The 15835-nt window shown below is 37.0% G+C and carries 15 protein-coding genes; 10 read left to right on the top strand and 5 right to left on the bottom strand.

The features are described 5' to 3' along the window. Position 1: 1 nt before the first annotated feature. The 5 genes from lptB to kdsA are packed head-to-tail and all read right to left on the bottom strand — an operon-like array spanning position 2 to position 3179. Positions 2 to 742, bottom strand: a complete 741-nt coding sequence (lptB, locus tag HGJ91_RS01875) for an LPS export ABC transporter ATP-binding protein (protein ID WP_291345989.1) — start codon at positions 740 to 742, stop codon at positions 2 to 4. Further along, positions 742 to 1293 carry an LptA/OstA family protein gene (locus HGJ91_RS01870; RefSeq protein WP_291345988.1) on the bottom strand — a complete coding sequence of 184 codons (552 nt, stop codon included), beginning with the start codon at positions 1291 to 1293 and terminating at the stop codon, positions 742 to 744. Before HGJ91_RS01870 ends, lptB begins: the two co-directional genes overlap by 1 nt. Then, positions 1271 to 1849: an LPS export ABC transporter periplasmic protein LptC gene (gene lptC, locus HGJ91_RS01865; protein ID WP_291345987.1), complete on the bottom strand. Its 579-nt coding sequence runs from the start codon at positions 1847 to 1849 to the stop codon at positions 1271 to 1273. Before lptC ends, HGJ91_RS01870 begins: the two co-directional genes overlap by 23 nt. Next, positions 1846 to 2361, bottom strand: a complete 516-nt coding sequence (locus HGJ91_RS01860; RefSeq protein ID WP_291345985.1) for an HAD family hydrolase — start codon at positions 2359 to 2361, stop codon at positions 1846 to 1848. Before HGJ91_RS01860 ends, lptC begins: the two co-directional genes overlap by 4 nt. A gap of 5 nt (positions 2362 to 2366) precedes the next feature. Then, positions 2367 to 3179: a 3-deoxy-8-phosphooctulonate synthase gene (kdsA, locus tag HGJ91_RS01855; protein WP_291345984.1), complete on the bottom strand. Its 813-nt coding sequence runs from the start codon at positions 3177 to 3179 to the stop codon at positions 2367 to 2369. Between the two features lie 157 nt (positions 3180 to 3336). On the opposite strand from kdsA, the gene HGJ91_RS01850 reads away from it, so the two are divergent. From HGJ91_RS01850 to HGJ91_RS01805, 10 genes are all read left to right on the top strand, one after another. Next, positions 3337 to 4719 carry a M23 family metallopeptidase gene (locus tag HGJ91_RS01850; RefSeq protein WP_291345983.1) on the top strand — a complete coding sequence of 461 codons (1383 nt, stop codon included), beginning with the start codon at positions 3337 to 3339 and terminating at the stop codon, positions 4717 to 4719. A gap of 15 nt (positions 4720 to 4734) precedes the next feature. Continuing rightward, on the top strand, positions 4735 to 5898 hold the full coding sequence (locus HGJ91_RS01845) for a homocysteine biosynthesis protein (RefSeq protein WP_291345982.1): 1164 nt from the start codon (positions 4735 to 4737) through the stop codon (positions 5896 to 5898). A gap of 23 nt (positions 5899 to 5921) precedes the next feature. Beyond that, positions 5922 to 6545, top strand: a complete 624-nt coding sequence (gene lepB / locus HGJ91_RS01840) for a signal peptidase I (RefSeq protein ID WP_291345981.1) — start codon at positions 5922 to 5924, stop codon at positions 6543 to 6545. Between the two features lie 10 nt (positions 6546 to 6555). After that, complete coding sequence (locus tag HGJ91_RS01835; protein WP_291345980.1) at positions 6556 to 7494, top strand: aspartate carbamoyltransferase catalytic subunit; 939 nt, start codon at positions 6556 to 6558, stop codon at positions 7492 to 7494. Further along, positions 7478 to 8764: a dihydroorotase gene (locus tag HGJ91_RS01830; protein WP_291345979.1), complete on the top strand. Its 1287-nt coding sequence runs from the start codon at positions 7478 to 7480 to the stop codon at positions 8762 to 8764. Before HGJ91_RS01835 ends, HGJ91_RS01830 begins: the two co-directional genes overlap by 17 nt. After that, positions 8761 to 10149 carry a sigma-54 dependent transcriptional regulator gene (locus HGJ91_RS01825; protein ID WP_291345978.1) on the top strand — a complete coding sequence of 463 codons (1389 nt, stop codon included), beginning with the start codon at positions 8761 to 8763 and terminating at the stop codon, positions 10147 to 10149. Before HGJ91_RS01830 ends, HGJ91_RS01825 begins: the two co-directional genes overlap by 4 nt. Positions 10150 to 10366: 217 nt before the next feature. Continuing rightward, a complete protein-coding gene (locus tag HGJ91_RS01820; protein ID WP_291345977.1) occupies positions 10367 to 10756 on the top strand; it encodes a prepilin-type N-terminal cleavage/methylation domain-containing protein in 390 nt (129 codons plus the stop codon). A gap of 64 nt (positions 10757 to 10820) precedes the next feature. Then, positions 10821 to 12962: a tetratricopeptide repeat protein gene (locus tag HGJ91_RS01815; protein ID WP_291346020.1), complete on the top strand. Its 2142-nt coding sequence runs from the start codon at positions 10821 to 10823 to the stop codon at positions 12960 to 12962. A 5-nt stretch (positions 12963 to 12967) separates the two neighbouring features. Beyond that, complete coding sequence (locus HGJ91_RS01810) at positions 12968 to 14131, top strand: vitamin K epoxide reductase family protein (RefSeq protein WP_367142566.1); 1164 nt, start codon at positions 12968 to 12970, stop codon at positions 14129 to 14131. 2 nt (positions 14132 to 14133) lie between these two features. Next, positions 14134 to 15780 carry a phospholipid carrier-dependent glycosyltransferase gene (locus tag HGJ91_RS01805; protein ID WP_291345976.1) on the top strand — a complete coding sequence of 549 codons (1647 nt, stop codon included), beginning with the start codon at positions 14134 to 14136 and terminating at the stop codon, positions 15778 to 15780. Positions 15781 to 15835: the final 55 nt, after the last annotated feature.

Below are 15835 nucleotides of genomic sequence, written 5' to 3'. Positions count from 1 at the left end.
GTTATAGTTTAAAATTCTCTCCCAAATAGATTTTTTTAGCTATTTTACTTGAAATAATTTTATCAGAGTTTCCTGATTCAATAACCTTTCCCTGGTTCATAATAAAAGCATTATCACAAACGCCAAGGGTTTCTCTCACATTATGATCTGATATTAAAACGCCGATTCCTTTTTGAGTCAACTGATAAATTATTTGCTGGATATCAATGACGGCTAAAGGATCTATGCCTGCAAAGGGTTCATCCAGAAGAATAAATAAGGGATCGGTCGCAAGTACTCTTGAAATCTCAAGACGACGTCTTTCTCCTCCGGAAAGAGAATTTGCTTTCTGGTTGGCAAGATCCCTGATGCCAAGTTCTTTCATCAGACCCATGGCTTTCTGGTCAATCGTATCATTATTTTTATGTGTGACCTTGAGGTTAGGCAAAACTTCAAGTATGGCGGTGATATTCTGTTTAACCGTCAGTTTTTTGAAAATGCTTGATTCCTGGGGAAGATAGCCAATCCCTTTTCGGGCCCTGATGTACATTGGGTATTGAGTGATATCTTCTTTGTCTATCAGAACTGTCCCGCCATCAGGTTTGATTAGGCCCACTGCCATATAAAATGTTGTTGTTTTGCCAGCCCCGTTTGGCCCTAAAAGGCCGGTTACTTCGCCTTGTTTCACTGTAAGGCTGACAGTGTTTACAACTTTTTTACCATCATATATTTTTATAAGATTTTTTAGGTCGAGTTGTGTCATTATTGTTTATCAGTGATATTATCTTCAGGATTAAAGAACGCCTCAACTTTTTTTGTACCGTCACTTTCCACTACTACCTTGTCTTGATTTCTAAAAAGAGTAATTTTTTTTCCAGTTACAAAACTTGAACCGGTTATTAATTTAGGAGATTTACCTGTAAGAACCAGCATCTCGTCGTGAGTTGTATAGACCGCTTTATCGGCAAATGCCTTTCGTTCCCCAGCTGTGTATCTGACATTTCCGATTGAAACAATTTTTTTTACATTGCTTTGAGCAGAACTATCTTTATCATTATCAACAAAATAAATTTTGATGGAATCTGCAAACACAATCGAATCAAGTCTTGTGGCTTTGACATTTCCGATAAATTCAACCATTGATGCGTCTTTTTGTGCAATCATTTTATCGGATATAACATGAAGGGGTTCTTTATTGGCCTCGGTTTGGGTTTGAGAATAGACAGTATTTGTTTTTAACAGAAGTACAAAACAAATAAGAATAAGAGAAAACAAAAATTTAGGTGTTGAGTTACATAATATTGAAGTCTTCACTGAAATTTCCCCTGACATGCCCCTTTAAAATTGTATAACTATCATTCAAATCTATTGTCATTGAATCAGCTTCAATGACAGAATTTTGTTTTTCAAGCTTCACGTGAGTGTTGGAATATATTATATGTGCTTTTTTATTATAATGCAACTTATCGGTTTTCAGAACAGAAGTTTCATACGTTACAATAACATTGTCTGAAAATATCATGTCATGGGTTTTTGTATTGAGAATGCCTTTTTCAGACGTTAAGCAAACTTTTTTATTGTCTTTTGTAAAAAAAATGATTGAGACACCAATGAGTACCGCCTTGTTTTCATCTTTTAAGAGAGTAGCAGAAGCGGCTTCCAACTCCCATTCTTTTACCCCGTTTTTTTTTGAAATCTGCTTTAAAACGTTTAATTTCAAGGCAGCTTCAGTGTCTATTTTAATATGATGAATCTGCACAGGTTTGGAGAGGAATTTGTTAAAATAAAAAAAACCGCTGATGATGATAAGTATCACTATCAGCAATCCGATCAAAGGGTAGGTCAGTTTTTGTTTTAAAGAGTGTGTCATGATAAGTAGTTATCAAGAATAGCGCCCCATAATCCTTTTGCTTTCAGAATGCTTTCACATATTTCTCTGACCGCGCCATGGCCTCCTGGCTGACACGTCGTAATGTCACAATGGTTTTTAATATCTTCAGGAGCGTCGGAAACACAAAAAGAAATCCCCACTTTTTTCATTACAGGCAGATCTATCAGATCATCTCCGACAAACGCCATTCTTTTTGGCATTATCCCTGTCTGGGAGATAATTTTGTCAAGGGCTTTTGATTTGTCCCTGATACCATCAAACAACAAAGTTATACCAAGATTTTCACATCTGTATCCCAAGGCCTTTGATTTGCGGCCGGTGATAATACCGACACCTATCCCTGCATCCATTAGAAGCCTCATGCCAAGACCGTCCCTTGAATGAAACCTTTTTATCTGTTCTCCTGAGTCTGAATAGGTGATACCTCCGTCAGTTAATACGCCATCCACATCCAGCAGTAAGAGTTCAATATTTGCAAGGTCGGGTTTCATATGATTTATCCAACCGCTTTTTTAATGGCCAGAAGAGTGGACAAAAAATTTTCCATATCGTTTAAGGCAAGAGAATTGGGTCCGTCACACAGGGCTTTTTCAGGTTCCGGATGGGTTTCAATAAATAATCCGTCGGCGCCTGCGGCAATGGCCGCTTTTGACAGGGTGGGAACAAACTGCCTTTCTCCGGCTGAAGAGTTTCCAGCTCCACCCGGAAGCTGAACACTGTGTGTCGCATCAAAGACGACGGGCGCACCTAAACTTTTAATGATGGGTATGGATCGAAAGTCCACCACAAGATTATTATACCCGAATGACGATCCTCTTTCAGTAATACAGATATTTGTATTACCGAATTCTTTTGCCTTGTTAAGAATATTATTGCATTCCAGAGGGGATAAAAACTGCCCTTTTTTGATGTTAACAGGTTTTCCTGTATCGCATGCCGCCAGAATCAAATCGGTTTGTCTGCAAAGAAAAGCCGGTATCTGGATAATATCCAGAACTTTTGCTGCCTGTTGAGCCTGGTCAGGTAAGTGGATGTCCGAAATAACCGGAATCTTCAAATCTTTTTTAATAGAGTTAAGAATATGAAGCCCTTTATCAAATCCTGGACCCCTGAAAGATTGAATGGATGTCCGGTTTGCTTTGTCAAAGGATGCTTTGAATATAAATGGGATATTTAGTCTGTCGGTTACTTTTTTAAGGTGCTTTGCGATCAGATAGGTTGTTTCATGGTTTTCGATAACACAAGGGCCTGCAATAAGGAAAAAAACGGGTTCGGGTTTATCGATTAAATTAAAGAAAAAATTATTCATAAATGAGTCCTAAATAGAAGTTTTTTGAGGCTAAATTATATTTTGAGGGCAGAAAAGTCAAGAATACAAAATTGCTTGATAAGTTCGACCATAGCTGCTATTTTACTGTAATTTTGCTTAAATATCTACTAACCACCTGAAAAAATAGGTATTATTGATGAAAAGAGTTGTTTCCCTGGTTTTATTTCTTGTTGTTTTCATTCCAATTATTTGGGTCCTTGTTTATAAATTTGAAGGCAAAAAACCTGTTGTTGATATTCAATTACCCTCTCTATATTTGAAAAAATCTTATGAGATGTCTCTTGATGTTACGGACCATAAAACAGGCCTTCGCAAAATTATAGTATCGATCATACAGGAGGGTAAAGAAAAGGTTTTACTCAAAAAACAATATAAAGCCTCAAATTTTTTAGAGTTGTTGCCGGAATCCAAGACTATAAGAGATCTTTTTATCATCCCGGTTGAGTCCTGGAAATATGGAATGACAGATGGGGATGCCGTCATTCGGATAATGGTGTCCGACTATTCATGGAGAGGGTGGAACAAGGGCAATATTTTTTATATTGAAAAAAAGGTAATTATTGATTCAAAACCCCCTAGAATAAGTGTTTTAACCAAACGCCACAATATTCAGCGAAGCGGTACCGCCCTCGTTATTTACAAGCTATTTGAGGAAAACCTAAAAAGTGGTGTCAAAGTGGGGGATAATTTTTTCCCGGGCCATTCCGGTCTTTTTGAAAACAAAAATATTTATACTGCTTTTTTTGCCTTAAACCATATGCAGGGTCCGGGCAGTCAGATATCTGTCGTTGCTGAGGATATGGCAGGAAATATTACAAAGAGAGGGTTTTATCACTATATAAGGGATAAAAATTTTAAAACAGATATTTTGAATATTTCTGATCGGTTTTTAGAGCTGAAAATGCCTGATTTTGATGTGGGTGCCAAGAATGGATTTTTCCAGGAATCTAAGAATCCCCTGCTTAAAAAGTTTTTATATATTAACAGGGATGTTAGAAAAAACAATGTTGAAACGATATTAAACGTTCCCCTGATTACGGAAAATAAAAAATACTGGGATGGCCGGTTTTTAAGACTCAAAGGTTCTGCCAGAAGGGCCGGGTTTGCTGATCGGCGGATTTATAAATATAAAGGCAAAGAGATTGACAGGGCGGTACACTTAGGGGTTGATCTTGCCTCAACAGCGAATGCTCCTGTGAAAGCCGGCAATTCAGGCAGAGTGGTTTTTGCACAATTTGCAGGTATATTTGGCAATACGATAATGATTGATCACGGGTTCGGGCTTTGCAGCCTTTATTCACATTTAAGCCAGATTTCAGTAACCAAAGGAGATATGGTTAAAAAGGGTGATGATATCGGCTTTACCGGTTTAACAGGTCTTGCCGTCGGTGACCATCTTCATTTTTCAATGATTGTTCACAATGTTTTTGTAAATCCGGTAGAATGGTGGGATGATTCATGGATTAGAAATAACATTACATCAAAAATAGATTTTGTGAAGCAGATGCCAAGTCAATGATAATAAAGGTTTGTTATGAGTGGATATAAAGTTAATAAAACGATTGAACAGATAAACAAAAAAATTGCTGCTGGTGACGCTGTGGTTGTTACGGCAGAAGAAATTATCGATATTGCAAAAAAAGAAGGTGTTGTTGAAGCGGCCAAAAAAATTGATGTAGTGACAACCGGAACATTTGCACCCATGTGTTCTTCAGGAGTTTTTATCAATATCGGTCAGTCCAAACCCCTGGTCAGGACAACGAAAACCTGGTTTAACAATGTAGAGGCGTATTCAGGTGTGGCAGCAGTGGATTGTTATCTGGGTGCAACCCAGACCTGTGAAGATGATCCATTAAATAAACGCCATCCCGGTGAATTCAATTATGGCGGCGGCCATGTGATTCAGGACCTGGTTGCCGGAAAACAAGTTCATATAAGAGCAGAAAGCTATGGTACGGACTGTTACCCCAATCGGAAAATAGAAAAGATTGTTACATTAAAAGATTTGCCCAATGCCATGTTGTGTAATCCTCGAAATGCCTATCAAAACTATAATTGCGCAATCAATAAATCCGATAAGATAAAATATACTTATATGGGAACATTAAAGTCAGACATGGGAAATGCTAATTATTCAACATCAGGTGAGCTCAGCCCCTTATTGAATGACCCCTATTTGAAAACCATCGGTGTTGGAACCCGGATTTTTTTAGGGGGAGCACAAGGGTATGTAACATGGACCGGTACCCAGCACAAAAAAGATGTTGAAAGAGGATTGAACGGCGTGCCGGTTACACCCGCAGGAACCCTTTCCGTAATTGGGGATTTAAAAGAAATGTCCCCTGAATGGCTTGTGGGGCAAAGTATTCGAGGATACGGATGCTCGCTGTCAATCGGTTTTGGTATTCCGATTCCGATTTTAAATGAAGAAATCCTTAAATTTACATCGGTTTCAGATGATCAGGTGTTCACTCAGGTCGTTGATTATGGATATGATTATCCGGAAGGTATTTCAAAATCCTATGGGCAAGTCAGCTACGCAGAGCTGAAAAGCGGTTCGATCATGATCAAAGGCAAAAAAATTCCAACGGTTCCTTTGTCCAGCATGGTCAAGGCACGAAAAATAGCGGATATTCTGAAACAATCAATACAGAAGGCAAAGTTCTTTTTAGGTCAACCTCAGCACCTGTTCTATTAGAAAAAGCTTTAAGGATATAAACAATGGCAGAAAAGAAAGCCAAGAGTTCTTTGCGGGAAAATATAGAGGCAATCATTATAGCAATTATTATTGCCATGTTTATCAGAACATTTTTAGTTCAGGCATTTAAGATTCCATCCGGCTCTATGCTGGAAACGCTTCAAATAGGAGACCAGATTCTGGTCAATAAATTTATATATGGTGTAAAGATCCCATTTACGGATGGTAGAACCCTCATCCCTGTGAAGAATCCTGAAAAGGGTGATATTGTGGTATTTAAGTATCCTGAAGATCCTTCCAAAGATTTTATTAAACGAGTGATTGCCAGAGAGGGGGATACTCTGGAAATTATTAACAAAAAGATCTATGTAAATGATCACCTGATTGAAGGCGAGACGTATGCCGTTTATAAAAGCAGCAAGATATACTCGGCAATGGTAAGCTCAAGGGATAATTTAAGAAAAATCAGAGTCCCTGAAAACAAATTGTTTGTGATGGGCGATAACAGGGACAACAGTCATGATAGTAGATTCTGGGGGTTTGTTGATCTGAAGGCGGTCAAAGGTGAAGCATTTATTATTTACTGGTCATGGAATAAGAATAAATTTGGAGTAAGATGGAATAGAATCGGTGATTTATTAATATAAGGGTGCAATAATGCGGTTTACAAAAAAAGATATTCTCGATATTGAATCTCTTGAACCCCGTGAAATTTCAATGATTCTCGACACTGCCCAGGGAATGAAAGAAATTTCAGAACGGCCTGTAAAAAAAGTACCTACGTTAAGGGGAAAAACCATAGTTCTTTTTTTCCAGGAACCCTCAACAAGAACAAAGCTTTCCTTTGATACTGCCGCCAAAAGGCTTTCTGCAGACAGCATTTCCATTTCAAAGAGTTCTTCCAGTATTGTGAAAGGTGAAACCCTGATCGATACGGCCAAAAATCTTGAAGCAATGAAGCCGGACGTTATTGTTTTACGGCATCCCTCTTCCGGAGCCCCCCATTTAATTGCTAAACGGGTAAATGCTTCGGTCATTAACGCCGGGGACGGGATTCATGCACACCCTTCCCAGGCACTGCTGGACATGATGAGTGTCAGGGAAAAAAAGGGAAAAATTGAAGGGTTGAACATTTCTATTATTGGGGATATTGCTCACTCAAGGGTTGCTCGATCTGATATTACAGGGTTTTCCAAAATGGGCGCCAATGTTTGTATTTGTGCGCCTGAAACCATGATTCCCATGGGAGTAGAAAATCTGGGATGCAGTGTATCACCCAATATGGAAACCTGTATTGAAGGGGCGGATGTCATCATGATGCTGAGGATTCAGAAAGAAAGGCAGGATAACATCCTTTTTCCGACAGAAAGGGAATATGCAACGCTTTTCGGGCTGAACAAGGCTCGGCTGAATCTGGCAAAAAAAGATGTCATTGTCATGCATCCCGGGCCCATGAACAGGGGAGTTGAAATATCAAGTGATGTTGCAGATTCTGATAGTTCTATGATTTTAGAACAGGTTACCAATGGCGTTGCGTTGCGGATGGCATTGTTTTATCTGGTAGCAGGAGGTAGCAGACATGCGGATTCGGATTAAAGGGGCACGGATTCTCGATCCGGGGAATATTGATGATAATAAGGATATCATCGTTAAGGATCATCTTATTGAAGCTATTGTTGACCCGATTTTTGATCGGAAAGAGAATGGAACCAGTTCCGATATTGAAACAATTGATGCCACAGGAATGATTGTCGTTCCCGGGCTGATTGATATTCATGTCCACTTGAGAGAACCCGGGCAGGAATATAAGGAAACTATTGAAACAGGGCTTATGGCTGCAGCCAGAGGCGGGTTTACAGCAGTCTGTTCCATGCCCAACACAAACCCGGTGAACGATAACAGCCAGGTGACAAAATTTATTATCAATCGTGCAAATGAACTTGGGCTTTCAAAAGTATATCCAACCGGGGCGATAACTCAGGGATCAATGGGAAACACGCTGGCTGAAATATATGACATGCAACAGGCCGGAATTGTCGCTGTAACCGATGATGGGAAACCACTTGAAAATTCAAACCTGATGCGGCGGGCATTGGAATATTGCAAGGGATTTAATATTCCGGTTTTTGTTCATGCAGAAGAGTTAAGTATAGCTGATGGCGGGTCCATGAATGAAGGCTTTTTTGCTACATTCTGGGGAATAAAAGGAATCCCGAATGCAGCCGAGAGCATAATGGTTGTAAGAGACATTGCACTTTCGGAGCTCACGGGTGCCTCTGTTCATTTCTGCCATATCAGTACGAAAGAATCAGTGGAGGCTATCCGGCAGGCAAAGAAAAGAGGCGTGAAAGTTACCTGTGAGACGGCACCGCATTATTTTACATTAACAGATGAGGACGTAAAAGACTATAATACCAACTTTAAAATGAACCCCCCATTACGTTCCGAAGAAGATCGGCAGGCCGTTATTCAAGGGCTTGTTGATGGTACAATCGATTTGATTGCATCAGACCACGCACCTCACAGCGTGGTAGAAAAAGATGTGGAATTTGACAGGGCAGCCTTTGGTATTGTCGGATTGGAAACATCCTTATCCCTATCCTTAAAACTGGTCCATGATGGTTTTTTAACCATGGCAGAACTTGTAAATAAAATGGCAAAACATCCGGCAAAAATTATTGGGATCCAAAACGATGTAAAACCCGGAAATATTGCAGATTTGACCATTATCGATCCTGAGGATACCTATGAAATTGATCCTGAAACATTTAAATCCAAAAGCAAAAATACGCCTTTCTCCGGCCTTAAGGTCAAGGGCAGACCATTTTTAACCATGGTAAATGGTAAGGTTGTTTATTCGAAATGACGAATGAAATGCATAGTATTCTTGTGGTCGATGATGAAACAAGCATGCGTGAGCTTCTTGAAGTCTTATTATCCAAACAAGGATATAAGGTGTCGAATGCCAAAAACGGCAAACAGGCACTAAAGATGATTCAAAAAAATGATTATGATCTTATTCTGTCTGATATTCGTCTGGGTGACATTACGGGCCTGGGAGTTTTAAAGGCGGCTAAAAAGAAGAATACAGACACGGTTGTTATCATGATATCCGCTTATTCCACAACGGAAATTGCTGTTGAGGCAATGAATGGAGGGGCTTATGATTTTGTCCCTAAACCCTTTGATAATAGTGAATTAAGGCAGACCATCCAAAAAGCCCTTGAATTAAAGACCCTTGAGCAGGAAAAAGAGCGCGCTTCAACAGAGCTTAAGGATAATATGCATTTTAACAGGATTATCGGGAGAAGTCCTGGAATGCAGGCGATTTACAAAAGAATTGAACAGGTCGCCCCGACAAAGACCAATGTTTTGATTACCGGAGAGAGTGGCACCGGAAAGGAGTTGATTGCAAGGGCTATCCATGAAAATTCCGACCGGAGGGATAGTGCTTTTGTTGTTGTCAATTGCGGTGGTATCCCGGATACGTTAATAGAGAGTGAGTTTTTCGGTCATGTTAAAGGCTCCTTTACAGGAGCTGTCAGTGACAAACAGGGACTTTTTGAGACAGCCGATCAAGGCACCATTTTTCTTGATGAAATCGGTGAACTGTCCCCCATTTTGCAGGTCAAGCTGTTGCGGGCTGTACAGGAGACCTCTTTCAAGCCTGTGGGGGGGACAAAAGAAATCAAAGTGGACGTCAGGATTATCTCTGCCACCAACAAAAAACTTGAACAGGAAGTCATTGAGGGAAATTTTAGAGAAGATCTTTTTTTCAGGCTCAATGTTGTTCCCCTTAAGGTCCCGCCGTTAAGGGATAGAAAAGGGGATGTGGCTCTTTTAGCCAGGCATTTTGCTGGAAAATATTCTAAAGAAATGGAGAAAGATATTGTAAAGCTGTCTTCCTATGCCATTGATTTTTTAAATAAGTACAGTTTCCCCGGCAATGTCAGAGAACTTGAAAACCTTATCGAGCGAAGTGTGGCACTCTCATCCACAAACATTATTTTACCGGAAAGTTTGACCATTTCCATGCATAAAAAACGCAGATGGATTGAAGGAATAAAGGGAAGACGCTTTGATCTTGATGAGGTTGAGCAGGGTATGGATCTGGATGAAATCCTGTCAACCATTGAGCAGGCTTATCTTAAAAAAGCTATGGAAATTTCAGGTGGCAACAAAAGCAAGGCCGCAGAATATCTGAATCTTAGTTTAAGATCTATGCGTTACCGCCTTGATAAATGTTCTTGATGTCTTACGAATTGATAAATTCCATTTTTTGGAATGTATTGACATAAAATGTCAATACATATAACCATGTGCTTATCTATCAACTGAGCTTATGAGAGACTATGTGCATTAAATCAAATAGCTAGAGAATTTTTTTCATAATGGCATACATTATGCTTCTGTATAAAAGCAAGAAATGATAACCATTTTTTTTAAACCAAAAACTAAGGAGACTATTATGAAAAAAAATCGTTCACAAAAAGGTTTTACACTTATTGAGTTGATGATTGTTATTGCAATCATCGGAATTCTGGCAGCAATAGCAATTCCTAATTTTATTGCATACAGGGATAAGGCCTATTGTTCTGCAGCAGAATCTGATGCGAATATGATTGCAGCAGCTCTTGCTGACTATTATGCTATCCCTTCACATACAGCTCTTGCAACTTTAGCTAATCTTGGTTTGACATTATCCGGGCCCACAGGTGCTGTAAACACTGCTACAATAAGCGGTAGTGTAGATGCTATAGTGATTACAGTGACAGATAGCAGTGGCAGGTGTCCTGCTGATTATGCAGCAGCTCAGCCCGATTGGACTGGTAGCGTAGTTACAAAGACATTGCAATAACACTTCATATGGTTCTGATTTAATTGAAAACATCAATAGGGAAGGCAAATAGCCTTCCCTATTGATGTTTTATGGACAGGAAAAAAGAATTGTATTATTTCAATTAAAAATTATGGAAACCATAAGGGATAAAAAATATTCAGGTGTTCTGCTTATTGGAGTTTTAATTTTTTTAGTTTACAATAATACCTTTCATGCTTCGTGGCACCTTGATGACTATCCTAATATAATTAACAATACAAGCCTTCACATCAAAGATTTAAGCTATAAGTCAATTACTAAGTCTTTTTATACGGAATTTGATGGACAAAAACGCTTTTACCGCCCTTTGGCCTGCATGACACTTGCGATAAACTGGTATTTTGGTCAAGACAGTACCAAAGGCTATCATGTTGTTAATGTTTTAATACATTTCATTACAGCTTCCATTTTATTCATAACTATCTTAAATTTATTTAAAACGCCAAAACTAAAAAAAGATTTTGCAGGAAATGAATACTTTGTTGCCTTATTTGCTGTAGTATTGTGGGCAATTAATCCAATCCAAGTTCAGGCCGTGACTTATATTGTTCAGAGAATGGCATCTCTTGCAGCAATGTTTTATATTATTAGTATTTATTTTTATATCAAAGCCAGAATTTCTATATCAAATAGGTTTTTTTTTTATTTTTGTTGTTTTACTGGTTTTCTATTTGCAATGGCTTCGAAAGAAAATGCTGCTACACTGCCTCTGGCTTTGCTGTTAATTGAAATCATTTTTTTTTCAAATTTAAAGCTTTTTAAAACAAGAAAACTGATCGTCCTGTATATATTGGTAACAATAGTAATCTTTTTTTCTATTTATTGTATGATTTTCAAGGGAAAAGACACTTTTTCTTTCTTTCTTAATGGGTATGAGCATCGCCCTTTTAATCTAATACAACGGTTGTTGACCTCACCAAGGCTTATTGTTTTTTATCTTACTCAGATTTTTTATCCTGCCCCATATCGATTTTCCATTAAACACGATATTGATATCTCAACTTCTTTGTTTGAACCATGGACAACCCTTCCTTCTATTTTATTAATTATAATTTTAATTTATGCCGGGGTCGTTCTTGTTAAAAGAAAACCCTTGATTTCCTTTGCAATTTTGTTCTTTTTTTTAAATCACATAATTGAGTCAACGATCCTGCCTCTTGAACTTATTTTCGAGCATCGCAATTATCTGCCTTCTTTTTTCCTGTTTTTACCTCTTGCTGTTTTTCTAAAAGTTAGTATCGATCATTATCAGCAGAGAAGATTTATGAAATCAATTCTTGTTTTGTTCACTATTTTTTTAATTATTGGATTTGGCATTGGCACTTATATAAGAAACATGGCATGGAGTACTGAAAAATCATTATGGGAGGATGTGCAAAAAAAACACCCAACTCTTGCAGCCCCTTATCAGATACTTGCTCAATATTATCAAAATCAAAATCAGGATGAAAAGGCTCTTGGGTTTTATTATAAGGCGATATCATTAAAATCCCAACAACCTAAACGGTCTTTAGTTGTATCTTTGAATAATATCGGTAATATTTATACTAAAAATCAGGATTACCAAAAAGCAATTAATTTTTATATGAAAGTATTGGAAATATATCCTGAAAATGAAAGAGGGCTATATAATCTGACTTTGGCACTTATTAAGCTTGGAAAATTGCAAGAAGCATCCGAAAAAGCCGATATTTTATTGTCTCAATATTATTATCACGCCCAATACCTGAATATTAAAGGTTTCATTTTATTAAAACAGGGGCGATACAAAGAGGCACTAACTTATTTGAAACATGCATTACATATTGCACCGACTTTTAATTATCCCAAAATTAATATAGGAGCTACATTAAGCTTAATGGGATACTACAATCGAGCGGAATGGTTCTTTAAATTGGCTTATCAAGCCAAACCTGATGAAATTATTATAAACCTATGTCTTATTGAAAACAGTATAAGGTCAGATGATGGCTTGAAGACAAATTTTTATTTGGAAAGATTATTTGATTTATTTTCTATCAAAAGGATCACATCAACTTTAGAGGAACTTTCCCAAGACGATACATCAACAACTGTGTCTTTTCAATTATTGGTTCCAGTAATTTCAGCAAAGTTATTCGAAAGTGCTCAAAACCTTTCAAAGGTTTCAAAAAAGGATATAAAATTAAATTTTTTAGTTTGTTAACAACAATGAAATCATATCATATCAAACCATGGCCTGTATTTGTTTATTTTGTTATGATTATTTCATTAGCAATAGCTGGATTGCTGGTGTCAACATATTTGTCAATATCCCATTTCAAAAATTATACGGACATTGGCTATAAAAGTTTTTGTGCCGTTTCAAAATCAATTAATTGTGATACGGTTTCCCAAAGTCCTTATTCAATTTTTCTTGGAGTACCTGTCCCAATTTGGGGTGTTTTGGGATATATCCTGATAATCATTATTTTATTCTTTTCATTGAATGTCAAAGAAAAAAAAATGGGGGCATTATCCACTCTCTTGTTAATAGGAGTTTTGTATAGTGCCATAGGCCTGTTTTTAGGAATTATTTCCGCTGCTAAAATTCATTCTTACTGCATCATGTGTATTGTGATCTATGGGATTAATTTTATGCTCTTCTATATGTTCTGGTTGATTAGAAGGCGCTTTGAAAAAGACTCTTTTATTAATTTACTGAAAAAAGATTTTTTATTCTGGAAGAAATGCAAAAAAATGGTCATTACTTTGGGTACAATATCTATCGCAGCCTTTTTGTCTTTGATGTTCTTTTTCCCCCACTACTGGGAACTGTCACCTCCTCTGAATGCAAAAGATATTAAAACAGGGTATACTGAGGGCGGGTATCCTTGGATTGGTGCAGAAAACCCGGAACTGACTATTACCGAATTTGCAGATTATCAATGCTTCCAGTGCAGAAAACTGCATTTCTTTTTAAGAACGTTAATTGCGACATATCCTGATAAATTAAGATTGATTCACAGGCACTTTCCAATGGATCATAAATTCAATCCCATTGTTAAAGAGCCATTAAGCCCTGGGTCGGGGATACTCGCATTAATAGCCATATACGCTTCTGAAAAGAATAGATTCTGGGAGATCAATGATCTGCTATACACATATGATATGAGCAGAGGTGCAATATATTTGGAGGAAATTGCTGAATCAGTCAATTTTGAACCTGATAAAATGGCAGCAGAGATAAATAGTCCAAGAATAACACAAAAACTATACAGAGATATAATAGCAGGTTTGAAAAATAATATTTATGGTACCCCTTCATATCTTATCAATGGTCAGATGTACACTGGTTATATTCCTAAATATGTTTTGGATTCTTTGAGAAAATGAACATGTTAGATAAAAAATGGCTTTACTTTCTTTTAATAATTGTACTGCTGTCAACTATTCTATTAATGTGTTTGGTTCCACCAGTTAGCAGGGATGCCTTAACTCACCATCTTGCCGTTCCCAAACTATATGTTCAGCAGGGTGGTGTCATTGAACTACCGGATATTATCCCTTCTTACTATCCTCAATTGCTTGATCTTATATATTGCATCCCACTTATGTTTAATAATGATATTGTTCCAAAGTACATTCATTTTTCTTTTGCTTTGTTAACTGCTTTTCTTGTTTTAAATTATACTCAAAAAAAAGTCGGATCTATTTACGCTTTTTTCAGTGTTCTTTTTTTTCTTTCCATGCCTGTCATTGTCAAGCTCTCGGTAACTGTATATGTTGATTTGGGATTAATTTTTTTTTCAACGGCATCTTTATTATGTTTGTTAAAATGGCATGAACAAAAAACTTTTTTTTGGGTCATACTGGCTGCCATTTTTTGTGGGCTCGCATTAAGTACAAAATATAACGGCCTTATCTCTTTATTCCTTTTAACTTTTTTCACCCCTGTTATTTATTTGAAAATGGAAAAAAAAAATTTATCCATACAATTTAAGGCCTTGGGGTTTGCCTTTATGTTCTTTTTTATTTCTATTTTTGTTTTTTCACCTTGGATGATTAAAAATTATATATGGACAAAAAATCCGGTTTATCCTCTTTATGATAATTTGTTTAATTCTAACGATGAATTAAACAATAATAAAACAACCTCTAAGCCAACAATGAATCATTTCCTGGTACGAAAGCATGTTTATAAGGAACCCTGGTGGAAAACTGCTCTCATACCTGTTAGGATTTTTTTTCAGGGAGAAGATGATAATCCAAAATTTTTCGATGGAAAATTAAATCCTCTTCTTTTAATCCTGCCTATATTCGCTTTTGTAAGTTTTCGAGCATATAAACCTGGACAAGATTTTTTTGAACAAAAGGTTTTATTGTCTTTTTCTTTTTTGTATATTATGTCTGTTTTTTTCCAACAAGACATGCGAATTAGATGGATAGGGCCGGCAATACCTCCCCTGGTTATTTTATCTGCTTACGGCGTTAAAAATATTTTTAGAAAAATATTACCTCAAATAAAAAAAAATGATAAGGGTATGTATATTTATCGTGGTTGCATTTTTATCAGTACTGCTTTTGTTTTTTCTATGATGAGTTTGAATGGTATCTATTTGTATAAGCTATTCAAGTATGTTGATCCTTTGTTGTATTTGTCAAAGCGAGTAACACGGGAAGAGTATATTGAAAAATACAGACCAGAATTTGCGGTTTTAAATTTTTCAAATTCAAATTTAAATGAGAATACAAAGTTATTGGGTTTGTTTCTTGGAAATCGTGGATACTACTCGGACCATGAAATCAATTTTAATACAGGTGATTTAAGAGAAATAATAAAAAAATCCAATACGTGCAACGATATTCTATCAGAACTTAAACTCCTTAAATTTACTGATATTGTTTTGAACTATGAGAAATTCAATAACTGGGTCAATGTAAACTTTTCAAAACAAGAAAAAATTATAATCAAAGATTTTTTCAATCTATCTGTTATTATATCGTTCACAAAAGGTGGATATGGTCTCTATCATCTTAAATAGGTGTCTGGCTCGTAGGATACTCAGGTGGTGGTATAGTATATCTTCACATATACTT

Origin of the sequence: Desulfobacula sp. (assembly GCF_014237455.1) — a bacterium.
Lineage (GTDB): Bacteria > Desulfobacterota > Desulfobacteria > Desulfobacterales > Desulfobacteraceae > Desulfobacula.
This window is presented reverse-complemented; position numbering and strand designations above follow the sequence as displayed.